Origin of the sequence: Saccharomonospora iraqiensis subsp. paurometabolica YIM 90007 (assembly GCF_000231035.2) — a bacterium.
Lineage (GTDB): Bacteria > Actinomycetota > Actinomycetes > Mycobacteriales > Pseudonocardiaceae > Saccharomonospora > Saccharomonospora paurometabolica.
On record NZ_KI912213.1, the window covers coordinates 250456 to 271554 of the forward strand.

The 21099-nt window shown below is 70.0% G+C and carries 19 protein-coding genes; 10 read left to right on the top strand and 9 right to left on the bottom strand.

Annotation, left to right across the window (positions count from 1 at the left end):
- On the top strand, window positions 1-934 hold a 934-nt coding region (locus SACPADRAFT_RS25800; RefSeq protein ID WP_007023578.1), incomplete at its 5' end, for an acetolactate synthase large subunit.
- A 116-nt stretch (window positions 935-1050) separates the two neighbouring features.
- Here the strand turns inward: SACPADRAFT_RS25800 and SACPADRAFT_RS0205920 are convergent.
- Complete coding sequence (locus tag SACPADRAFT_RS0205920) at window positions 1051-3219, bottom strand: 3-hydroxyacyl-CoA dehydrogenase NAD-binding domain-containing protein (RefSeq protein ID WP_007023577.1); 2169 nt, start codon at window positions 3217-3219, stop codon at window positions 1051-1053.
- A gap of 16 nt (window positions 3220-3235) precedes the next feature.
- Entirely contained in the window at window positions 3236-4447 is a 1212-nt protein-coding gene (locus SACPADRAFT_RS0205925; RefSeq protein ID WP_028662256.1) for an acetyl-CoA C-acetyltransferase, read from the bottom strand.
- A gap of 140 nt (window positions 4448-4587) precedes the next feature.
- Between SACPADRAFT_RS0205925 and SACPADRAFT_RS0205930 the strand changes: the two genes are divergently transcribed.
- The 3 genes from SACPADRAFT_RS0205930 (at window position 4588) to SACPADRAFT_RS0205940 (ending at window position 8420) form a co-directional block, all read left to right on the top strand.
- Window positions 4588-5790, top strand: coding sequence for a TetR/AcrR family transcriptional regulator (locus SACPADRAFT_RS0205930; protein ID WP_007023575.1), 1203 nt, complete (start codon window positions 4588-4590; stop codon window positions 5788-5790).
- Between the two features lie 129 nt (window positions 5791-5919).
- Window positions 5920-7215 (top strand): acyl-CoA dehydrogenase family protein, encoded by a 1296-nt coding sequence (locus tag SACPADRAFT_RS0205935; RefSeq protein WP_198048271.1) that lies wholly within the window; start codon window positions 5920-5922, stop codon window positions 7213-7215.
- On the top strand, window positions 7212-8420 hold the full coding sequence (locus SACPADRAFT_RS0205940; protein WP_007023573.1) for an acyl-CoA dehydrogenase family protein: 1209 nt from the start codon (window positions 7212-7214) through the stop codon (window positions 8418-8420). The genes SACPADRAFT_RS0205935 and SACPADRAFT_RS0205940 overlap by 4 nt, the downstream gene beginning before the upstream one ends.
- Window positions 8421-8484: 64 nt before the next feature.
- Here SACPADRAFT_RS0205940 and SACPADRAFT_RS0205945 read toward each other — a convergent pair whose 3' ends face one another.
- The 6 genes from SACPADRAFT_RS0205945 to SACPADRAFT_RS0205970 all read right to left on the bottom strand — a co-directional run bounded on the left by SACPADRAFT_RS0205945 (window position 8485) and on the right by SACPADRAFT_RS0205970 (window position 14148).
- The gene (locus tag SACPADRAFT_RS0205945) at window positions 8485-9714 is read right to left on the bottom strand and encodes a type II toxin-antitoxin system HipA family toxin (protein WP_007023572.1); all 1230 of its coding nucleotides are present in this window, start codon (window positions 9712-9714) and stop codon (window positions 8485-8487) included.
- Window positions 9698-11368, bottom strand: a complete 1671-nt coding sequence (locus SACPADRAFT_RS0205950) for a DUF262 domain-containing protein (RefSeq protein WP_007023571.1) — start codon at window positions 11366-11368, stop codon at window positions 9698-9700. The genes SACPADRAFT_RS0205945 and SACPADRAFT_RS0205950 overlap by 17 nt, the downstream gene beginning before the upstream one ends.
- A 118-nt stretch (window positions 11369-11486) precedes the next feature.
- The gene (locus tag SACPADRAFT_RS0205955; protein WP_007023570.1) at window positions 11487-12170 is read right to left on the bottom strand and encodes a class I SAM-dependent DNA methyltransferase; all 684 of its coding nucleotides are present in this window, start codon (window positions 12168-12170) and stop codon (window positions 11487-11489) included.
- A gap of 67 nt (window positions 12171-12237) precedes the next feature.
- Window positions 12238-12777, bottom strand: a complete 540-nt coding sequence (locus SACPADRAFT_RS0205960; protein WP_007023569.1) for a dihydrofolate reductase family protein — start codon at window positions 12775-12777, stop codon at window positions 12238-12240.
- 76 nt (window positions 12778-12853) lie between these two features.
- Window positions 12854-13558 carry a helix-turn-helix domain-containing protein gene (locus SACPADRAFT_RS0205965; protein WP_007023568.1) on the bottom strand — a complete coding sequence of 235 codons (705 nt, stop codon included), beginning with the start codon at window positions 13556-13558 and terminating at the stop codon, window positions 12854-12856.
- Window positions 13558-14148: a CGNR zinc finger domain-containing protein gene (locus SACPADRAFT_RS0205970; RefSeq protein ID WP_198048268.1), complete on the bottom strand. Its 591-nt coding sequence runs from the start codon at window positions 14146-14148 to the stop codon at window positions 13558-13560. Before SACPADRAFT_RS0205970 ends, SACPADRAFT_RS0205965 begins: the two co-directional genes overlap by 1 nt.
- 287 nt (window positions 14149-14435) lie before the next feature.
- Here SACPADRAFT_RS0205970 and SACPADRAFT_RS0205975 point away from each other — a divergent pair, with 287 nt between their 5' ends.
- On the top strand, window positions 14436-15065 hold the full coding sequence (locus SACPADRAFT_RS0205975; protein WP_007023566.1) for a LysE family translocator: 630 nt from the start codon (window positions 14436-14438) through the stop codon (window positions 15063-15065).
- Window positions 15066-15081: 16 nt separating this feature from the next.
- On the opposite strand, the gene SACPADRAFT_RS0205980 is transcribed toward SACPADRAFT_RS0205975, so the two are convergent.
- Window positions 15082-15996, bottom strand: coding sequence for an NADP-dependent oxidoreductase (locus SACPADRAFT_RS0205980; protein ID WP_007023565.1), 915 nt, complete (start codon window positions 15994-15996; stop codon window positions 15082-15084).
- Window positions 15997-16259: 263 nt separating this feature from the next.
- Between SACPADRAFT_RS0205980 and SACPADRAFT_RS25805 the strand changes: the two genes are divergently transcribed.
- The 5 genes from SACPADRAFT_RS25805 to SACPADRAFT_RS0206005 all read left to right on the top strand — a co-directional run bounded on the left by SACPADRAFT_RS25805 (window position 16260) and on the right by SACPADRAFT_RS0206005 (window position 21082).
- Entirely contained in the window at window positions 16260-17018 is a 759-nt protein-coding gene (locus tag SACPADRAFT_RS25805; protein ID WP_007023564.1) for an SDR family NAD(P)-dependent oxidoreductase, read from the top strand.
- Between the two features lie 11 nt (window positions 17019-17029).
- Complete coding sequence (locus SACPADRAFT_RS0205990) at window positions 17030-18340, top strand: flavin-containing monooxygenase (RefSeq protein WP_007023563.1); 1311 nt, start codon at window positions 17030-17032, stop codon at window positions 18338-18340.
- On the top strand, window positions 18337-19275 hold the full coding sequence (locus SACPADRAFT_RS0205995; protein WP_007023562.1) for a bile acid:sodium symporter family protein: 939 nt from the start codon (window positions 18337-18339) through the stop codon (window positions 19273-19275). Before SACPADRAFT_RS0205990 ends, SACPADRAFT_RS0205995 begins: the two co-directional genes overlap by 4 nt.
- Window positions 19272-20237, top strand: a complete 966-nt coding sequence (locus tag SACPADRAFT_RS0206000) for an SDR family oxidoreductase (protein ID WP_007023561.1) — start codon at window positions 19272-19274, stop codon at window positions 20235-20237. The genes SACPADRAFT_RS0205995 and SACPADRAFT_RS0206000 overlap by 4 nt, the downstream gene beginning before the upstream one ends.
- A 311-nt stretch (window positions 20238-20548) precedes the next feature.
- Entirely contained in the window at window positions 20549-21082 is a 534-nt protein-coding gene (locus SACPADRAFT_RS0206005) for a helix-turn-helix domain-containing protein (protein ID WP_007023559.1), read from the top strand.
- Window positions 21083-21099 lie beyond the last annotated feature (17 nt).

The window sequence follows — 21099 nt, forward strand, 5'->3', positions numbered from 1 at the left end:
GGCCTGCCGGGAGGCCGGACTGCGCGCGGCGAGCCGGATCGCGAAGGCCACCGGCGCCCGGCCGTTCCTGGAGACCTTCCCGGCGCGGGTCGAACGGGGCGCGGGGCTGCCCGCCCTCGACCGGCTGGGATACCTGGCCGAGCAGGTGGCCTACCAGCTCGACGGCGTGCGGCACGTCGTCGTGGCGGGTACCCGCGCGCCGGTGTCGTTCTTCGCCTACCCCGGTAAGGCCAGCGACCTGGTGCCCGAGGACGCGCAGACGCACACGCTGGCCGGGGAGGACGACGACGTCGTCACGGCGCTGGAGGAACTGGCCGACCTGGTGGCCCCGGACACGGAACCGGATCTGGCGCCCGCGCAGCGTCCGGAACTGCCCGAGGGGGAGCTGACCCCGCAGAACTGGGCGCAGGTCCTCGGGGCGCTGCTGCCGGAGGGCGCCATCATCTCCGACGAGGCCAACACCTCGGGACTGCTGGTGCCCCCGGCCACGGCGGGTGCGCCCCGGCACGACGTGCTCACGTTGACCGGCGGTGCGATCGGGCAGGGGATGCCGGTGGCCACCGGCGCCGCGATCGCCGCACCGGACCGTCCGGTGATCAACCTGGAGTCGGACGGCAGCGCGCTCTACACGATCTCCGCACTGTGGACCCAGGCGCGGGAGAACCTGAACGTCACCACGGTGGTGCTGAACAACCGCGCCTACGCCATCCTGCGGATGGAGCTGCAACGGGTCGGCGCCGACACCTCCGGACCGAAGGCGAACAGCCTGCTCGATCTGTCCACCCCGGACATGGACTTCACCCGCATCGCCGAGGGCATGGGCGTACCGGCCACGCAGGCGAAGACGGCCGAACAGCTCGCCGACCAGCTCCGCACCGCCCTGGCCGAACCGGGCCCCCACCTCATCGAGGCGATGGTCCCACCCCTGCTCTGACCACCCACCGGGGTTGCCGTGAAGGACTCCTTCCCTGCGTCAGACGCCGTGAAGGCCCCCTTCCCTGCGTTGGGTGCAGGGAAGGGGGCCTTCACGGCACCACCTGACAGGGTGACCTACTCGTAGATCTCGCCCTTGTCGGCCTTGTCGACCAGGGACTGCGGCGGCTCGAAGTGGCTGCCGTAGCGCTGCGCCAGTTCACGCGAGCGGGCCACGAAGCCCTTGAGGCCGCCCGGGTACTGGTTCATGTACTGCGCCACACCGCCGGTCCACGCCGGGAACCCGATGCCGAAGATCGAGCCGATGTTGGCGTCCTGCACCGACCGCAGCACACCCTCGTCGAAGCACTTGACGGTCTCCAGCGCCTCGGCGAAGAGCATCCGCTCCTTCAGGTCCTCGAAGGGGACCTCACCGCTGCCGCTGTTGTACGCCTCGCGCAGCCCCGGCCACAGCCGCGTGCGCTTGCCGGACTCGTCGTACTCGTAGAACCCGGCACCGCTGGAGCGGCCCTTACGGTCGAACTCGTCGATCATCCGGTCGATGACCGCGTCCGACGGGTGCGGCGTCCAGGTGCCACCCGCGGCCTCGACACCGGCCCTGGTCTCCTCGCGGATCTTGCGCGGCAGCGTCAGGGTCAGCTCGTCCATCAGCTGCAGCGGCGGCGACGGGTAGCCCGCCTGCGAACCCGCCTGCTCGATGGTGGCCGGCTCGACGCCCTCGCCGACGGCCGCGACGGCCTCGTTGATGAACGTGCCGATCACCCGGCTGGTGAAGAACCCGCGGCTGTCGTTGACCACGATCGGGGTCTTCTTGATCTGCATCGTGTAGTCGATGACCTTGGCCAGCGTGGCGTCCGAGGTCTTCTCCCCACGGATGATCTCCACGAGCGGCATCTTGTCCACCGGCGAGAAGAAGTGGATGCCGATGAAGTCCTCCTGCCGCTGGACCCCCTCGGCCAGGCCGGTGATGGGCAGCGTGGAGGTGTTCGACCCGAGCACGGCGTCGGCGTTCACGACGTCCTGGATCTCGGAGAAGACCTTGTGCTTGAGCTCGGTGCTCTCGAACACGGCCTCGATCACGAAGTCGACGCCGGACAGGTCCTGCGGGTCACCCGTGGCGGTGATCCGGCCCAGCAGCGCGTCCGAACGCTCCTGCGTGGTCTTGCCCCGCTTGAGCGCCTTCTCCTCCAGCTTGCGGGCGTAGTCCTTGCCCTTCTCCGCGTTCTCGGTCGAGACGTCCTTGAGCACGACGTCGATCCCGGCCTTGGCGGAGACGTAGGCGATGGCCGCGCCCATCATGCCCGCGCCGAGCACACCGACCTTGCGGGCCTGGTACTTCTCGTACCCGTCGGGCCGGGACCCGCCCGAGTTGATGTGCTGCAGGTCGAAGAAGAACGCCTTGGTCATGTTCTTCGCGACCTGGCCGGTGGCCAGGCTGACGAAGTACCGCGTCTCGATCTCGGAGGCGGTGTCCACGTCGACCTGGCTGCCCTCGACCGCGGCGGAGAGGATGGCCCGCGGGGCGGGCATCGGCGCGCCCTTGAGCTGCTTGCGCAGCGTCGCCGGGAACGCGGGCAGGTTCGCCGCGAAGCTCGGGTTGGACGGCGTGCCACCGGGGATCTTGTAGCCCTTCACGTCCCACGGCTGCTGGGCCTCGGGGTTGGCCTTGATCCACTCCTTGGCCTTGGGCAGCAGCGCGTCGGTCGAGTCGAGCAGTTCGTCGATCAGGCCCAGTTCCAGCGCCTTCGCCGGCTTGTGCCGCTGGCCCTCGACGAGCACGTTGAGCACGGCGCTCTGGATGCCCAGCAGGCGCACGGTGCGCACGACGCCGCCGCCCCCGGGCAGCAGGCCCAGCGTCACCTCGGGCAGGCCGATCTGGCTGCCCTTGACGTCGGCGGCGATCCGGTGGTGGCAGGCCAGCGCCAGCTCCAGGCCACCGCCGAGCGCGGCGCCGTTCATCGCCGCGACGACCGGCTTGCCCAGCGTCTCCAGCCTGCGCAGGTCCCGCTTGACGGCGTTGGTCTGCTCCGTCATGGCCCCGGCCAGCTCGGGCGTGGCCTGGATCAGGTCGTTGAGGTCACCACCGGCGAAGAAGGTCTTCTTCGCCGAGGTCAGCACCACACCGGTGATGGAGTCCTGCTCGGCCTCCAGCCGGTCCACGGTCGCGGCCAGCGACTCGCGGAAGTCGGCGTTCATGGTGTTGGCCGACTGGTTCGGGTCGTCGAGCGTGAGCACGACGATGCCGTCGGAGTCGGTCTCCCAGCGGATGGTCTTGGATTCAGTCATCGTTGTTCTTCGTCCCTCACACGCGCTCGATGATGGTGGCCAGCCCCATGCCGCCGCCGATGCACAGGGTCACGAGCGCACGCCGGGCCTGACGCCGCTCCAGTTCGTCGACCATCGTGCCCAGGATCATCGCGCCGGTCGCGCCGAGCGGGTGGCCCATCGCGATGGCACCGCCGTTGACGTTGACCTTCTCCTCCGGAATCTTGAGGTCCTTCATCCACTTGAGGACCACGGAGGCGAACGCCTCGTTCAGCTCGAACAGGTCGATGTCGTCGACGGTGAGCCCGGCCTGCTTGAGCACCTTCTGCGTGGCCGGGGTCGGGCCGGTCAGCATGATCGTCGGGTCGGAGCCGGTGACCGCGGTGGACACGACGCGCGCCCGCGGCGTGAGTCCGGCCTGCTTACCGGTCTCCTCGTCACCGACCAGCACCAGGGCGGCGCCGTCGACGATGCCCGACGAGTTGCCGCCGGTGTGCACGTGGTTGATCTGCTCGACCGAGTGGTACTTCTGCGTCGCCACCGCGTCGAACCCGGCCATTTCGCCGATGTCGGCGAAGGCGGGCTTGAGCTTGCCGAGCGACTCCACGGTCGTGCCCGGACGACGGTGCTCGTCGTGGTCGAGGATCGTGACGCCGTTGATGTCGGTGACGGGCACCACGGACTTCGAGAAGTACCCGCCCGCCCAGGCGGCCTCGGCCTTCTCCTGCGAGCGCACGGCGAAGCGGTCGACGTCCTCCCGGGAGAAGCCCTCCAGGGTGGCGATCAGGTCGGCGCCGATGCCCTGCGGGACGAAGTAGGAGTCGTAGTTGGTGGCCGGGTCGGTGAACATCGCGCCACCGTCGGCGCCCATCGGCACCCGCGACATCGACTCGACGCCGCCGCCCAGGATGAGCTTGTCGAAGCCCGCGCGGACCTTCTGTGCCGCCTGGTTGACGGCCTCCAGCCCGGACGCGCAGAACCGGTTGAGCTGCACGCCCGCGACCGTCTCGGGCAGCCCGGACGCGATCGCCGCGGCGCGCGCGATGTCGGCGCCCTGGTCACCCACCGGGGAGACGACACCGAGGATGATGTCGTCGATCAGGGCCGGGTCCATGTCGGGGTGCCGCGACTTCAGTTCGTCGATCAGGCCGACGACCAGGTCCAGCGGCTTGACCCCGTGCAGGGCGCCGCCCTTGTTCTTGCCACGAGGCGTACGGATCGCCTCGTAGATGAACGCCTCTGTACTCACACCCACGGTCCTTCCTGGCGGAGTCCGCCTTTCGTGGTGCTGGGTTTCGTGGTGCTAATCGCTACTAACATAATCCCGCATTCACGCAGGCTGTCAACGGGTTGCCCCGGGGCCCACAGACGCTAGAGTGTGCTCACGTTATGGACGGTGACACCAGCAGGACCAGACGCGGCCGCGACCGCAGGGCCCAGCTCGCCGCGGTGGCGTCGGAGCTGTTCCGCGAGCGCGGCTACCACGGCGTGGGGATCAACGACATCGCCGCGGCCGCGGGCGTCACCGGCCCCGCGCTCTACCGACACTTCACCGACAAGCAGGCCGTCCTCGCGCACGTGCTGCTCACCGGGCTGCGGGACATGGAGACCGCCACCGCCGACGCGCTGGAGGGGGCGGGTACCGCCACCCCCGAGCGGATCCGGGACCTGCTCGAACGCCTCGCCGCACGCTCGGTCGAACGCCGGGACGTCGCCGCGCTGTGGCGGTGGGAGGGCCGTCACCTGGACGCGCGAACCCAGCACGAGATCCGGAGCCGCTCGACCGCGATGCTCACGGCGTGGTCCAAGGTGCTGATGCAGCGCCGCCCCGAACTGGCCGCCGACGACGCCGAACTGCTGTGCTGGGCGGCGCTGTCGGTGTTCGGCAGCGTGTCGGTACACCACACGAGCCTGCCGAAGCGGCGGTTCACCGAGCTGCTGACCACCCTGGCCCTGCGCGTCCTGCACGCGGAGCTGCCCGTGCCGGAGGCCGGGGACACCGCAGCGGCCGGGGAGACGCCGACCCTGGGCCAACCCTCGCGGCGCGAGCAACTGCTCACCGAGGCCGCCGAGTTGTTCCGCACACGGGGCTTCACCGACGTGAGCATGGAGGACATCGGGCAGGCCGCGGGCATCGCCGGGCCGAGCGTGTACCGGCACTTCTCCAGCAAGGGCAGCCTGCTGGCCGCGATCGGACGCCGCGCGGGCGACCGTCTCGGCCTGGCCGCCGAATACGCCGTGCGCACGAGCGCACCGCCGGACGAGACCGAGGCGTTGCGCAGGCTGGCCGACTCGTACGTGCGGACGCTGACGGGCCCGCCCGAGCTGCTGGTGGCCTTCTCGGTGGACCGGGTGCACATCCCCGAGCGGGACCGTGCCGAACTGCTGCGCATCCAGCGGGACTACGTCGCCCAGTGGGTCGGGCTGTTGCAGGCCGTGCATCCCGGGTGGGATACCCGCGAAATCCGGATCGTCGTCCACGCGGCGCTGACGATCGCCAACGACCTGACCCGGACCCGCCGGGTGGCGGCCCGGCCGAACCTGGCCACCGAGCTCGGCACGCTGCTGCGTGCCGAGCTCGGCATCACCTGAGACACCCGGATCACGACGGACGCGGCGACCCTACTGGCGTCCGGCCACGGTCACCCGCTAACCTACTCGCGAGTAGGTAGACCGGAGGGGACAGCTGTGGCCAGACAGAATGCGACCAAACGCGACGCCATGGGCCTCGGCCTCGCGGCGCTCAACCGGCTCGCCGGTTCCACACTGCTCGACCGCGCCGGACTGCGGAAGCCCGTGGAGAACGTCGTGGCCACGGCCACGCGGCAGGGCTTCCGCGCGGCGGGCGCGGCGCAGCGGACGTTCCAGGCGACCACCCGGATGAGCGAGCCCGCGCGGCCGACGGACGCGCCCGACACCGGGCTGTTCGACCTGACACCGACCGACGAGCAGCAGATGATCGTCGAGACGGTGACCGAGTTCGCCGCCGAGCAGCTGCGACCCGCCGCGGCCGGGGCGGACGAGAAACTCACCCCACCCGACGGCCTGCTGGGCCGGGCCGCCGAACTGGGCCTGACCGCCGTCGGTGTCCCGGAGGAGCTCGGCGGCATGGGCACCGAGCGCTCGTCGGTCACCAACGCGCTGGTGGCCGAGGCACTCGCCCACGGTGACCTCGGCCTCGCGGTGGCGGTGCTCGCCCCGTCCGCGGTGGCGAACGTCCTCGCCGAACACGGCGACGCGCACCAGCAGTCGACGTACCTGCCCGCGTTCACCGACGAGAACGTGCCCGCCGCCGCGCTCGCGCTGCAGGAACAGCGGCCGCTGTTCGACGTGTTCGCACCGGCCACGAAGGCCCGCCGCACCCCGGACGGGTACACGCTGGACGGGGTGAAGAACCTGGTCCCGCGGGCGGCGCAGGCCGAACTGTTCGTCGTCTCCGCCGATCTGGAGGGCCGCGGACCCGCGCTGTTCCTCGTGGAGTCCGGCACCGCGGGCCTGTCGGTCGAGGCCGACCCGGCGATGGGGCTGCGCGGCGCGGCCACCGGCAAGGTCGTGCTCGACGGCGCGAAGGTGCCCGCGGAGGCGTTGATCGGCGGTGGCAGGGCGGACGTGTTCACCCGGGTGGTGCGCTCGTCCCGGCTGGGCTGGGCGGCGCTGGCCTGCGGCACCGGCAAGGCCGTGCTCGACTACGTCGTCCCCTACGTCAACGAGCGGCAGGCGTTCGGGGAGCCGGTCAGCCACCGGCAGGGCGTGGCGTTCCAGGTCGCCGACATCGGCATCGAGCTGGAGAGCATGCGGCTGACCATGCTGCGCGCCGCCGCGCGGGCCGAACAGGGCAGGGACAACGCCCGGGAGGTCGCCCTGGCGCACTCGCTGGCCGCGGAGAAGGGCATGCGGATCGGCAACGCCGGGGTGCAGCTGCTCGGTGGCCACGGTTACATCAAGGAACACCCGGTGGAACGCTGGTACCGCGACCTGCGCGCCATCGCCGTCATGGAGGGGGTCGTCAGCGCATGATCAACCTTGAGGTCCCGAAGAAGGCCAAGGGACTGGTCAACCAGGCGCGGCAGGCCGCGTCCGAGGTGTTCCGCCCGATCTCGCGCAAGTACGACCGCGCCGAGCACGAGTACCCGGTCGAGCTGGACATGCTCGCCTCCCTGCTGGACGGGCTGAACACCTCCGGCGAGGGCGGCGCGGGTGCCGCGGGCGTGCGCCGCAAGGAGGACGAGAAGGACTCCGGCAACCGCAACGGCGGCAACCTGTCCACCGTGCTCGGCACCATCGAGATGTGCTGGGGCGACGTGGCGATGCTGCTGTCCATGCCGCGCCAGGGCCTCGGCAACGCCGCGATCGCCTCGGTGTCCAACGACGAACAGCTGGAGCGGTTCGCGGGCACCTGGTCGGCGATGGCGATCACCGAGCCGGGGTGCGGGTCCGACTCGGCGGCCATCACCACCACGGCCACCGAGGACGGCGACCACTACGTCCTCAACGGCGAGAAGATCTTCGTCACCTCGGGCGAGCGTGCCGACTCGGTCGTCGTCTGGGCCACCCTGGACAAGAACGTGGGCCGCGCGGCGATCAAGTCGTTCGTCGTGGAGAAGGGCACCCCCGGCTTCGAGGTGGTGCGGCTGGAGCACAAGCTCGGCATCCGCGCCTCGGACACGGCGGTGCTGCGCTTCGACAACTGCCGCGTGCCGAAGCAGAACCTGCTCGGCACCCCGGAGATCGACACCAAGAAGGGTTTCGCCGGGGTCATGCAGACCTTCGACAACACCCGCCCGCTGGTGGCCGCCATGGCCGTCGGCGTCGCGCGGGCGGCGTTGGAGGAGACCGGACGGCTGCTGACCGAGGCGGGGGTGACGGTCGACTACGACCGGCCGGCGAATCTCCAGCACGCGGCCGCCGCGCGGTATCTGCGCCTGGAGGCCGACTACGAGGCGGCGTACCTGCTGACCCTGGAGTCGGCGTGGATGGCCGACAACCGCGAACCCAACTCGCTGCAGGCCTCGATGGCCAAGGCGAAGGCGGGCCGCACGGCCGTCGACGTCACGCTGGGCTGCGTCGAACTCGCGGGCACGCTGGGCTACTCGGAGGAGTCCCTGCTGGAGAAGTGGAGCCGCGACTCGAAGATCCTGGACATCTTCGAGGGCACCCAGCAGATCCAGCAGCTGATCGTGGCCCGCCGCCTGCTGGGCAAGTCCAGCAGCGAGCTGAAGTAGCCGGACCGGGTACGGGCCGTCCGGTGGAGAAGTCCTGGGACAGGACCCCACCGGACGGCCCGCATCACGCCGTAGCGAGCAGCGTCCGGGAGCGCTCGGTGATGCTCGTGTCGATCGCCTCCCGGAGAGGCGGGTTGTCGCGCAGCAGCGGAGCGAACCGTGGCCACTCGGCGCGGACGCGGTGCACCGTGTCCGCCGCCACGTCCGCCAGTTCCGCGCCATGCGCTCCGAGCCGCCGCTGGAGTCGGGCGAACGTGCCGGTGGTGACCCGGTCGAAGTCCCTGGTCCCACCGAACTTCAGTCCGAGGTCCTCCGGGCCGTCGCCTGCCTGGTAGAAGGCGGTGGACACGAGATCGTACGCGGGCGCGAGCGTGGGGACACGCCGATCGCGGTAGATGAGTGACCAGTTCTTGAAATGCGCGTCGCCGTTCGAGATCAGGACGATGAAGGCCAGTCTGCGGGCGAACTCCCGGAGCGCGGGGAGGTCGCGACGCCGATGGACGAGTGCGGCGACGGTCTCGAAGTTGCCCTGATACTTCCGCTCGGGGTAGGTGTCGCGGATCTGGGCCATGTCCTCGATGTGCACCAGGCGTCTCCCGCCGTCGCGGTCGAAGCGGCTGACCGCGTAGGCGAATTCCTCCTTCTCCGGCCAGATGTGCGCGGGGAGATCGTGCACCCGGTCGCGGTGCACCAGCCGGACCTCGGGGACGTCGATGCCCACCGCACCGGCCAGCGACATCATCGCGTACTCGTTGACCGGGACGTCGGGGTAGACCCGGTCCGGGAGTTTGACGATCCAGTCGCCGCCCTCACCCGAGGCGGGCAGAGTCAACCGGTCGTTGTGCTTGACCATCGAGAACTTGAGACCGACTCCGGCGAGCGAGAACTTCCACCCGGAGTGGCCGGCGTCCTCGGGCGCACCGCTCGCCGCCTCCGGGCGCCACGCGGACGGCTCGCCGTCCTCGGGCAGCACCCGGACCGCCCCGGGCAGATCGTGCCCCACCTGTGCGAGCAGTTCCATCTCCCGGTCCACCGACACGTGCCGGTCGGCGGCGATCCACTCCCGTAGCTTGCCCTCCGGGAGCAGGTTGGAGAACCACGGGGGCAGCCGTAACGCACTGGCGTGGCGCGCGTGCATGTCCTGCTCGAAGATCAGTCCGAGTACCGGGCGGTCCGCGTCGTCGAGGTACTCCTCGGTGAACGTGAACCAGGTGTAGTCCCCGCGCTGATTCAGCGTTCCCACGCGGTACTCGTCGAGCCAGACCCCGTGGCGCTGCTCAGTACGAGCCGTCATCGTCCTCGTCCTCGATGACGAGCTCCGACAGTGGGGGCGTGTCCTCGAATCCCCACTCGCACCGTTGCCGGAGAAACGACCAGACGGTGTCGTACACCAACTGCTGCCGGACATCGACGAAGTCGGAAACGCGCCCGGAGCGTAGGAGATCAGCGGTCTTCGGAGAGAAGAGGTGAGATTCGCGGACCCGCTCCCGCAGGTCCTCCGACACCGCTGTCACCCCACCGGACAGCGAAGCGGATGCCTCGGCGACGTCCTGCCGGAGAACCGGAAGGAACAACCGGTTCGCGGCGCTGTTCCGCCGACCAGCATCGAGCCGGTCCGTTGTGACGATCTTGTGGATCGCGTCCGAGGCGGTCCACTGACCCGTGAGACTCTCCGCCAGCTCCGCCGAGCTGAACGGCTCCCCCGTGATCGGATCCCGCGGTTCCAGAGCCCACCAGCTGCACAACACGATCTTCGCGGCCGCGGAGTTCGCCCGGAACGTCCGGACATCCGGTACGGGAGAGTCGGCCGGTTCGGGCCCGACCGCGTCCAACAACGCCTGCACGGAGCTCGACTCCTGCCCGGGAACGATCTTCTGGCCGTAGATCCGGGTCGCTCCGGTGGTACCCCCGGGGAAGATGCCCGGCCCCACCGCCGCCGCCCGCCAGAACCACCGGCGGAGGAGTTTCACGTTCTGCGCCGCGGGTTCGGGGTGATGCGCGAAGAACCGGGTCAGCACGATCAGCAGGTAGCGGTACGGCAGGAGCGCGAGGTGGGGCACCTGCGCCTCGAGTTGGAGGAACGCCACGGCCCGGAGGAGCGCGTTCTCCGCGGCCCGGTACGCGGTGTCCCGGTCCTCACCGCCGTCGGTGAATTCGACCCGTACCTCGCGCTGGATGTCCGGATCTCTGCGCGCCAGGACCGCCTGGAGAACGGTACCCTCGTCCAGCTCACCGAACTGCCGGTCCTCGTCGACGTGGGACGCGATGAGAGCGAAATCCAGCTTCTCCCCGGCCGCACTCTCCTCCCCGGCGTTGAGCGCCGAGAACACCTCCGCCTTGGTCAGCCGCTTCCCGTAGTTGTTCATCCGGTCGAAAATGTCCTGGAGAACACGCTCGTCACTGTGTTTGACGAGATAAGCGGGAACCGCGTACGTACGAATCTTGTCGGTGATCGCGCTCGCCCGGTCGAAGTGGTCCTTGATCTCGGGGTGGTCCCAGAACCACTTCATCAACCGCTGCGGATCATAGAGGACGGGAAGTGGCAGGACGGTCGGATCGGCGTTCTCTCGCGGTCTGACGAACCTGTCGGCGCTGAGGTCGTAGGCGAGAGCGAACCGCGGATCGTTCCCCGCCTCCGGGCTCAGTACATTGGCCATGCTCGTGATGCGCTGCTGCCCGTCGACCACCCAGAGCGCCTCGGGCAGCTCGGGAGCGTCCAGACGCAGCGCCCCGAGGTGCAGTTCAGCGGCCGGAGCCGGGCGGGCCCAGAGCAGGAGACTCCCGATCGGATAGTTCCGCACGATGCTGTCGAACAGTTTCTCCGCGTCCGCCAACTTCCACCGGAAGGAGCGCTGAAAGTGCGGCACCCTGATCTTACCCTGCCACGCCATCTCGACGAGATCCTTGACCTCGAACGTACTGGCGCTGCGCGACACGTCACCCTGCATCGACCGGCCCCCTTTCGCCGTGAACAGTGTGTCACAACGAAACGACGCATGGCCGCAGGTCAGTGAGCTACCCGCTGCCGGGTCCGCACCCAGCCGCTTTCACCCGGACCGCCGTGCGTCATTCGGGACGCCTCCGTCCCGTCCCGAGCGGTTTTCTCGCCAGCAGGAACGCCTGCGGTGCCTGCTCCGGGTAGTCGCCGTCGGTGTCCGGCTCACGGACCACCTGAGCACGGGGCTGCAGGCCCGCCGCGCGCAGCAGGTCGGCAACCCGTTCCGGGCGGCGCGGGTGGAAGTCCAGCGACACCGGGTGCCCGCCGAGCTCGTCGCGGTGTACCACCTCGTCACCCACCGCGAACGCGAGCTGTGCGTACCCGCCCGGGGCCAGCACCCGGTGGAACTCGGCGAACACGTCCGGCAGGCGCTCGTCCGGCACATGGATGATCGAGTACCACGCCACGAGGCCGCCGAGCGCCCCGTCGGCGAGGTCGAGGCCGAGCATGGAGCCCTCGGCGAACCGCAGGTGCGGATGGTCCTGTCGGGCGCGGGCAACCATGCGGGGCGCGAGGTCGATCCCGGACACCGCGAGGCCGAGGCCGTTCAGGTGTGCGGTGATACGGCCCGGCCCGCAGCCGATCTCGACCACCGGGCCCGCGTCGGCGGCGGTGACGAGCTCGGCGAAGCCGCCGAGGACGGCACGGTCGAGCGGCCGGGCCGCCAGCTCGGCGGCGATCCACTCCGTATAGGGCTCGGTGATCGTGTCGTAGGCCGCACGGGTGCGGGTCAGGAAGTCCGGCTCCGCCACGCCGGTGACCCTATCCGCCGGACCGGCGGCCCGGGGCCGGAATCGATGGTCCCGCCTGTTCCGACCCTCACGAGGTCGGCACGTAGGTGAGGTTGAGAACTCCGCTGGACAGCGTGCCGCTGTCGGCGAGGGTGAGCTTGTGCGTGGCGGTGTTCCCGTCGAACAGCCGGTGTCCGTGGCCGACGACGATCGGATGCACCAACAGGCGGAGTTCGTCGAGCAGCCCATGGGTGAGCAGCCAGCGCACCGTGCTCGCACTGCCCGACATGCCGAGGTCACCGTCGATGCTCTCCTTGACCGCACGCACCGCGTCGACGTCACCGGGCAGCACCGTCGTGTTGTGCCAGGAGGGGTCGGTCAGCGAACCGGAGATCACGTACTTCGGCATGGTGTTGAAGAAGGTCGCGAACGGTTCGTCGGTGCTGTCCGGCCAGTAGGCGGCCCACTCGTCGTAGAGGGTGCGTCCCATGAGGAAGGCCTTGTTGGTCTCCATGCCGGCTCCGACCACGGCCCCCATCTCGTCGTCGAAGTACGGGAAGTGCCACTCGTCCGGCGATTCGACCACACCGTCGAGCGAGATGAAGAAGTTCGAGATGATCCTGCCCATGCCTGTGGTGTTCCCCTCCTGAACGGGTTGTCTCGCGCCGCTCCCGCGTCGGCGTGCAGGACACGCTAGCGGGCGTTCAGGGATCGGTCTTGTACAGAAGCGACAGGGGTTCGGCGGTGTCGACCCGGCGCAGGTGCGTCGCCGTGCGGCCGACGAAACGGGTGAGTGAACGGGACAGGTGCGGCTGGTCGTGGTAGCCGAGCCGGTGCACGACCTCCAACGGCACGGCCCCCGCGCGCAGCAGCAACGCGGCCCGCCGGGCCCGCTCGATCTGCCGGATCGTGCTCCGGGTGAGGCCGGTCGCCGCCACGACCCGCCGCTGCACCGAACGCGCACCCACACCCGTGACCTCGCCGGAGACGGCCTCGGCCACCAGCGGATCCCGCACGAGCACTCCCGCCCGCACGAGCCGGGCCACGAACTGCTCGGCGCTGTCGAAGTCGGGAAGCGCCCACTCCTCGCCCCGGAGCACGAAGCTCCGGGGCGTCGCGCGTCGACTGTCCGTCTGCCCGTCGACGAGCCTCGGGATCGGCAGGTGCGGCATCGACGTGCCGTGCGCGAAGCTGATTCCGAACGACTCCGAGTCGTCCGGCACGTCCGCGAGGCTCGCCGCGGTCTCCGGACCACGCACGCCGACCCCGACGCGGCCGCGGTGTGTCCACACGACGAGTTCCCAGTGCGAGGTCGCCACCGACCTCATGCGTTCGATGCCGCTACCGCGTCCCCGCCACACCCGGGCGACGTACGGCGAGTCGGACGGCCGGTCCTCGATCTCCAGCATCAGCTCTCCCCGCCGTGCGGCCGGGTCCTCGGCTCCTGCCGGCGCCGGTGGTGGCGGGCCACCCGAACGCGGTTGCCACACGAGGGTTTGCACCACCGCTGTCTGCCGTGTCCCTGGACGAAGTACCGCACGCAGCGGGGAGCGGCGCAGGCGCGCAGGCGCTCCCGGTCGGGACCGCCGAGGAACGCGATCGTGGCACAGGCCAGTGCGGCCACGGGCCACATGCGGGGATCGGTGTCGGTCGGCCGCATCCGCGTCGTCGGGGTGCCCTCCTCGGGCCAGTCGAGCTCCGCAACGACGGGGCCCGTGGTCGCCGCGGCGTTGAGGCCCGCGAGCGCCTCGCCCTGCAACATCAGCGGTCGCGGGTCCGCGCGACTCGCCGGACCGGGTGCGACGGCATGGGCGAACAACGCCCGCACGGCCGTGCGCAGGCCGAGCAGTCGCGCGTGCAGCTCCCCGTCGACGTCGGTTGGTCCACCCGGCATCAGCTCGTGCCACTGCCGCAGCCACCGGACGGTGGTGGCGGGTGTCCCCAGTTCGTCCGCGACGCCTCCCTCGCCGTCGTGGCGAAGGGTGTTCGCCAGGTCCACAGCCGGAAAGCACCGCACGATGTCCGCTCACCCTCTCACGACTTGACCGGTCGAGCGCGCCGATCGTAGCGTCCTAATGGATCTTGCGGAGGAATCCGTTAGGCACGCCGTCGATGAGCGGCGCGATCGGGAGGGGATCGGCTGATGACTACCTGGTCGTTGCGACCGCCGTGCGAGGGCGACGAACCCGCAGACCGGGATCCACCACCGGAACACGCGTTTCACCCCGGCGACGAGGGCGGGCGTCCGACCACCCACTACCGCGTCGTGCCCTGAGCGGAGTCGGCGTGGCACATCCCGTTGCGCTCGCGGCGTTCGTCGCGGCTGTCTTTCCCCTCGTCGCGACGCCGGGCGCCAGCCTCACCCTGCTCATCCGGCACGTCGCCGCCGGGGGCAGACTGCGCGCCGTTCCCGTGGTGCTCGGCACCGCCACCGGCATCTACGTCCACGCCATCCTCGCCGCCGTGGGCCTGTCGGCGGTGCTCGTGCGTTCCGACACGGCGTTCACGGTCGTCACCTACGTCGGCGCCGGCTACCTGGTCGCGCTCGGGCTGTGGACCTGGCACGCCTCCGGGAGGACGGCCGCCCCGTCCGGCTCCACCGACGCCGTCCCGGACGCGGTCTCCCTGCCCCGCACCTACGTCGAGGCGCTGCTGGGCAACGTGCTCAACCCGAAGGCGGCGCTGGTCTACCTCACGCTCGTCCCACAGTTCCTGGACACCGACCTGGCGGTGGCCGGGCAGATCCTCACCCTGGCCACCGCACACGTGACGGTGATGGCGGTGTGGCTGGCGGCCTGCACGGGCGTGCTGCACCGCCTGGTCGCCACCCCTCGGGCGAAACGGCTGTTCACCCGGGCCTCGGCGCTCGTGCTCGTCGGCCTGGGCATGCTCGCCGTGCTCCGATCGGTGATGTGAGCGGCGACGCACCTCGTCATTCCACCGTGAGCACGATCTTGCCGCGCGTGGTGCCCTGCTGGTTGAGCCGCCACGCCTCGGCGGCCTCCTCCAGGGGCAACACGCGGTCGACGTTGACCCGCAGCCGACCGTCGCCCGCCATCGCGGCCAGCTCGGCCAACTGTCCGGCGTCCGGGCGCACCCACATGTAGACCCCGCCGACCTCGTCGGCCCGCGGGTCGGCGACCGAGGCCAGCCGGGACGTCTCACCCAGCAGCTCGCGCGAGGCGTCGATCGAGTCCCCGCCGACGTAGTCCACGGCCGCGTCCACCCCGTCCGGGGCGAGCTCACGAACCCGGCTGACCAGCCCGTCGCCGTAGGAGACGGGCTCGGCGCCGAGTTCGCGCAGGAAGTCGTGGTTGTGCTCGGCGGCCGTGCCGAGCACCCGGGCACCCCGCGCCACGGCGAGCTGGGTGGCGATCGAGCCGACCCCGCCCGCGGCGGCGTGCACGAGGACGGTGTCGCCCCGTCCCACCTTCACCCGGTCGAGGGTCTGCCAGGCGGTGAGCCCGACCAGGGGGAGTCCGGCGGCGTGCGTCCAGTCCAGTGACGCCGGTTTCGGTGCGATCAGCCGCACGTGCGCGGACACGAACTCGGCGTAGGAGCCGTACTCCACCCAGTCCTTGCGCAGGTAGCCGACGACCTCGTCGCCGACCGAGTACTCGGTGACGTCCAGTCCCGTGGCTTCCACCACCCCGGCCACATCCCACCCGGGGATGATCGGGAAGTGGGTCTCCAGCATGCCGTCGAGGTACCCTGCGCCGATCTTCCAGTCCACCGGGTTCACCCCGGCCGCCTTCACCCCGATGAGCACCTCACCGGGCGCCACCTTCGGGTCGGCGTGCTCACGCGGGACCAGCTCGTCGGGCCCGCCGTACTGTTCCAGAACCATGGCTCGCATGCGGTCCCCAACGCGCCACGCGGGAGGCCCTGTTCCCACTCCGGTCCCGGTCCACCCCTGTAGGTGAAGCCGCTCCCACCAGCATCGGAGGAACAACGAACGCATCTGCCGGACTCGTTCGCCTGTTCCGGTTCGCCCCGGGGGAGGGCGCTGCGCTGCCTTGCCCCACACGCACGAGCCCCCCTCAACTCCGGCGAATCAGTTTCACGTTTTGTGGTTCCTTTCCGTGAGCAGGACAGGCAGGATGGCACGGCATGAGCGCGGAAGGTGCCTCGGTGCCCGTCGCCGTCATCACCGGGGCCGCAGGCGGGATCGGAACCCGGCTGATGCGGCGGTTCGCCGCGGCCGGATACGAGGTCATGGGGCTCGATCTGGGCACCGCCCTGCCCGAGGGCGACGACCGGTATCTCGCCTGCGACATCACCGACCAGGCCCGGGTCGAAGCCACCTTCGCCACCATCATGAGCCGCACCGGGCGGATCGACGTGTTGGTGAACAACGCCGGGATCTCGGCGATCGGCGCATTCGAGGACCACGGTGTCGACATCCACCGGCGGGTGCTGGAGGTCAACTACCTCGGCGCTGTGGCCTGTACGCAGGCAGCGTTGCCTGCCCTGCGCGCCACACGCGGCCGGGTGGTCACGCTGAGTTCCGTGGCCGGGTTCGCGCCGGTGCTCGGGCGGCCCGCCTACGTCGGGGCGAAGCACGCGGTCACCGGACTGTTCGGCGCGCTACGTCCGGAGCTGGCCGCCGACGGCGTCGGCGTGACCCTGGTGCATCCGACGTTCGTCACACACGGTCTGCGCGAGGCCGCCGCCCGCGCCGACGGCACCGAACGCAGCACCACCGGTGCCCAGGTCACCCCGGACGACGTCGCGCGAGCCGTACTGCGCGCGGTGCGCCTCGACCGCGACCGCGTGCTGATCGGACGGATCGCCTGGCTGTCCTGGCACGTGCGCAGGCTTGCGCCCGCAGGTTACGTCCGGCTGATGACCCGCCGACTGAGGAAGTGAGCGAGGCGACGATGTCCGAACAGACCTATGCCGTCATCGGTGCCGGACCCTCCGGTCTGGCCGGGGCGCGCAACCTGCAGCGCCACGGCCACGCCGTGGTCGGCTATGAGCTGGGCGACGACGTCGGCGGCCTGTGGAACATCGACAACCCGCGCAGCACCGTCTACGAATCCGCACATCTGATCTCGTCGCGCACCACGACCGAGTTCGCCGAGTTCCCGATGGCGAACACGCACGTCGACTATCCCAGCCATCGGGAGCTGCGCGCCTATTTCCGGGACTTCGCCGACGCCTTCGGTCTCGTCGAGCGGTACCGGTTCGGTACGGAAGTCACCCGGGTACAACCGGCGGACGACGGGTGGGCGGTCACCAGCACCGGACCGGACGGCGACCACACCGAGCAGCACGCCGGGGTGCTGGTCGCGAACGGAACCCTCAGCAAGCCGACGATTCCCCCGTTGCGGGGTGAGTTCGACGGTGAGATGTGGCACACCAGTCGGTACAAACGTGCCGAGGTATTCGCGGGTAAACGGGTGTTGATCGTCGGTGCGGGCAACTCCGGCTGCGACATCGCCGTCGACGCCGTGCACCACGCCGCGTCGGTGGACATCAGCGTACGGCGCGGCTATCACTTCGTGCCGAAGTACCTCTTCGGTCGACCCGCCGACACGCTGAACCAAGGCAGGCCGCTGCCGCCGCGAATCAAGCAGGCCGTGGACAGCCGGGTACTGAAACTGTTCACCGGTGACCCGGTGCGGTTCGGCTTCCCGAAACCGGACCACAAACTCTACGAGTCCCATCCGATCGTGAACTCGCTGATTCTGCACCACCTCGGGCACGGCGACATCCGCGTGCGCCGCGATGTCGACCGCCTCGACGGCGACGGCGTGCTGTTCACCGACGGCGAGCGCGGCGACTACGACGTCGTGGTTCTCGCCACCGGCTACCACCTGCACTACCCGTTCCTCGACCCGGCGCTGCTGAACTGGCGCGGACCCGGCAGCGGAACCTGCCCTGATCTGTATCTGAACATCTTCTCCGAATCGGCGCCGAATCTGTTCGTGCTCGGAATGGTGGAGGCTTCCGGCCTCGGCTGGCAGGGCCGCTACGAACAGGCCGAGCTGGTGGCGTCCTACCTCACCGCTCGACACCGCGCCCCGCACCGGGCGGCGGCGTTCGAAGCGCGGATGCGCGGACCGCGCCCGGACCTCTCCGGCGGCTACCGCTACCTCGGCCTGGAGCGGATGAGCTACTACGTCAACAAGGACGCCTACCGTCGCGCGGTGCGGGCGGAGATCACGAAGCTGGGCATGCTGCCGTGATCGAGCTGGCCGGGGACGTCGACGCGATCCGTATCGAGTTCGAGCCGAGTTCGCTGACCACGCTGAAGATCGTGCTGGGCGCGATCCTGTTCGGCATCGCGCTGGACACCCGCCCTGCGGACTTCGTCGCCGCCGCGCGCAGGCCCGGCACGATCGCTCTCGGTGTGCTGGCGCAGTTCCTGCTGCTTCCGGCGATCACGTTCGTGCTCACCCTGGTGCTGGACGTGCGTGCCTCGGTGGCGCTGGGGATGCTCCTCGTGGCGTGCTGCCCGCCCGGCAACGTGTCGAACGTGCTCACCCACCGCGCCCGCGGCGACGTCGCGCTGTCGGTGTCCATGACCGGCGTCGGCAACGTGCTCGCGATCGTTCTCATGCCGTTGAACCTCGCGTTCTGGGGCGGTCTGCATCCCACCGGGCACACCGTGCTCCGGGAGATCGAACTCGGCGCGGCGGACATGCTCGCCGAGGTCGGGTTCGTGATCGGCGTGCCGTTCGCGGCCGGCCTGACGATCGCGCGGCTGCGGCCGGGGCTCGCCCGGGTTGGCGCGCGTGTTCTCGGGCCGGTGTCGTTTCTCGCGCTGGCCGGAGTGATCGTGGTCGGGGTGGCCGACAATTGGGGTGTTTTCCTCGACTACATCGGCGTGGTACTGCTGGCGGTGTTTCTGCACGACGCGGTGGCGCTGGGCACCGGTTTCGGGGTGGCGAAGCTGACCCGCCTGCCGCAGGCGAGCACCAAGGCGATGACGTTCGAGGTCGGTATCCGGAACTCGGGGCTCGGTTTGCTGCTGGTGTTCAGCTTCTTCGATGGCCTCGGCGGCATGGCACTGGTGGCAGCGTGGTGGGGGATCTGGGACATCATCGCCGGACTCACCGTCGCCCAATTGTGGAGCCTGCGGTGGAAACGGGGCACGGAAACGAAGGTGGAACCAGCATGATCGAATCGACGGTGCCTCGGAACGTGCTGGTCACCGGCGGAAACGGCTTCCTCGGGGCTTCGGTGGTGCGCGGGCTGGCCGCGGCGGGGCACCACGTCGTCAGCGGCGACCTCACCGAGCCGCCCTCCACGGTGTCCGGGGTGGATCATGTGCTGCTCGATGTGACCGAGGCCGGCTCGGTGGAACGCGCCTTCGCGGGACGGGACGTCGAGGTGGTGGTGCACTTGGCGGCCGTGGTCACGCCGGGGAAGAACTCGTCCCGGGAACACCAGTACGCCGTCGACGTCACCGGCACCGGCAACGTGCTGGACGCCTGCCGCGCGCACGGGGTGCGACGGGTGGTCGTGTCGTCGTCCGGTGCGGCCTACGGCTATCACCCGGACACCGGCGCCGCGCACGACGGGTGGTTGACCGAGGACGACCCGGTGCGCGGTAACGAGGCGTTTCCTTACAGCCGCCACAAGCGGCTGGTCGAGGAGCGCCTGGCCGAAATGCGGTCGAGCCATCCCGAGCTGGAGCAGGTGGTGCTGCGCATCGGCACGATCCTCGGTGCGCGGGTGGAGAACCAGATCACCGCGCTGTTCGAGAAACCCCGCCTGCTGAAGATCCGTGGCGCCGACTCCCCGTTCGTCTTCATCTGGGACAGCGATGTGGTCGCGGTGATCGAGCGGGCCGTGACCAACCCGATCACGGGAGTCTTCAACGTCGCGGGGGATGGCGCGATGACCGTCGACGAGATCGCCGCCGCCTTGGGTAAGCCCACGCTGGCGATCCCGGAACCGGTGCTGCGGGGCGCGCTGGCTCTCGGTTCGCGCCTCGGCGTGACCCCGTATGGTCCGGAACAGACGGTGTTCCTGCGGTACCGCCCGGTGTTGGACAACACCCGACTCAAGACGGTGTTCGGCTACACCCCGTCCTACACCAGCGCCGAAGCGTTCCAGGCCTGGCGGACGGCGCGATAGTCGTCGCCGGGCCCCAGCCGGGAGAGGAAGCGCGCCCGCAGCTCAGCGACCATCCGGGCTCAAGCGGAGCGCTTCGCTCCGCCGCGAGCGTGCCGCAACTCGATGCCCAGCGCCGGGTGCAAGGTCGCCATTGACAGCGACCAAGGCGTCCTCCCAGGGCAACACCCGGTCGAGGCGTCGATCGAGTCCCCGCCGACGTAGTCCACGACCGCGTCCACCCCGTCCGGAGCGAGCTCACCCGGGGAGCAGCATCCGGACGACTGGACGAACAAAACGAAACGAGTTACGTTACGAGCGACTGAGGAGGACGTATGAGCACGGAGCTACGACAGGAAACGTACGTTCCCGAGACTGCGGAGCAGCGGCAACTGGCCAGCGTTCAAGCCTTCCTGGAGACGCACGGACACACGGGGACCGCGGATGGGCGATCCGCGTATCTCCTCAGTGGCGCCGGCCGCGACGAGCAGGTGGAGCTGCCGGAAGAGGTATCCCGCGTCCTGCGGCATGTGGTGGAAGCCCTCCGGCATGGCCTCGCGGTGACCGTAGCGCCGCAGAACACGACACTGACCACCCAACAGGCCGCCGAACTCCTCGGCGTCAGCAGACCGACTGTCGTCCGACTGCTCGACGACGGTGAAATCCCGTTCGACCGCGTGGGAACACACCGCAGGATCGCATTGCGGGATCTGCTCTCGTACCGCGACCGGCGGCGTGCCGAACAGTATGCGGCGCTCGAGGCGACGGCCGTCGACGAGGACGAGGACATCGACACCGCCCTGGCCAGGCTGCGCTCAGCGCGCAAGGAGGTGGCCCGGCGTCGTCGGCACCACACCGGACGCATGTAGCGCGCTATGCGGCGCTC

Excerpts from the sequence above, each read along its gene's own strand:
- SACPADRAFT_RS25805 (WP_007023564.1), top strand. The coding sequence starts at position 16,260 with ATGAGCGCGGAAGGTGCCTCGGTGCCCGTCGCCGTCATCACCGGGGCC.
- SACPADRAFT_RS0205940 (WP_007023573.1), top strand. The coding sequence starts at position 7,212 with ATGATCAACCTTGAGGTCCCGAAGAAGGCCAAGGGACTGGTCAACCAG.
- SACPADRAFT_RS0205935 (WP_198048271.1), top strand. The coding sequence starts at position 5,920 with ATGGGCCTCGGCCTCGCGGCGCTCAACCGGCTCGCCGGTTCCACACTG.
- SACPADRAFT_RS0205965 (WP_007023568.1), bottom strand. The coding sequence starts at position 13,558 with ATGCTGGAGATCGAGGACCGGCCGTCCGACTCGCCGTACGTCGCCCGG.
- SACPADRAFT_RS0206000 (WP_007023561.1), top strand. The coding sequence starts at position 19,272 with ATGATCGAATCGACGGTGCCTCGGAACGTGCTGGTCACCGGCGGAAAC.
- SACPADRAFT_RS0205960 (WP_007023569.1), bottom strand. The coding sequence starts at position 12,777 with ATGGGCAGGATCATCTCGAACTTCTTCATCTCGCTCGACGGTGTGGTC.
- SACPADRAFT_RS0205950 (WP_007023571.1), bottom strand. The coding sequence starts at position 11,368 with ATGCAGGGTGACGTGTCGCGCAGCGCCAGTACGTTCGAGGTCAAGGAT.
- SACPADRAFT_RS0205990 (WP_007023563.1), top strand. The coding sequence starts at position 17,030 with ATGTCCGAACAGACCTATGCCGTCATCGGTGCCGGACCCTCCGGTCTG.
- SACPADRAFT_RS0205980 (WP_007023565.1), bottom strand. The coding sequence starts at position 15,996 with ATGGTTCTGGAACAGTACGGCGGGCCCGACGAGCTGGTCCCGCGTGAG.
- SACPADRAFT_RS0205930 (WP_007023575.1), top strand. The coding sequence starts at position 4,588 with ATGGACGGTGACACCAGCAGGACCAGACGCGGCCGCGACCGCAGGGCC.
- SACPADRAFT_RS0205920 (WP_007023577.1), bottom strand. The coding sequence starts at position 3,219 with ATGACTGAATCCAAGACCATCCGCTGGGAGACCGACTCCGACGGCATC.
- SACPADRAFT_RS0206005 (WP_007023559.1), top strand. The coding sequence starts at position 20,549 with ATGAGCACGGAGCTACGACAGGAAACGTACGTTCCCGAGACTGCGGAG.
- SACPADRAFT_RS0205945 (WP_007023572.1), bottom strand. The coding sequence starts at position 9,714 with ATGACGGCTCGTACTGAGCAGCGCCACGGGGTCTGGCTCGACGAGTAC.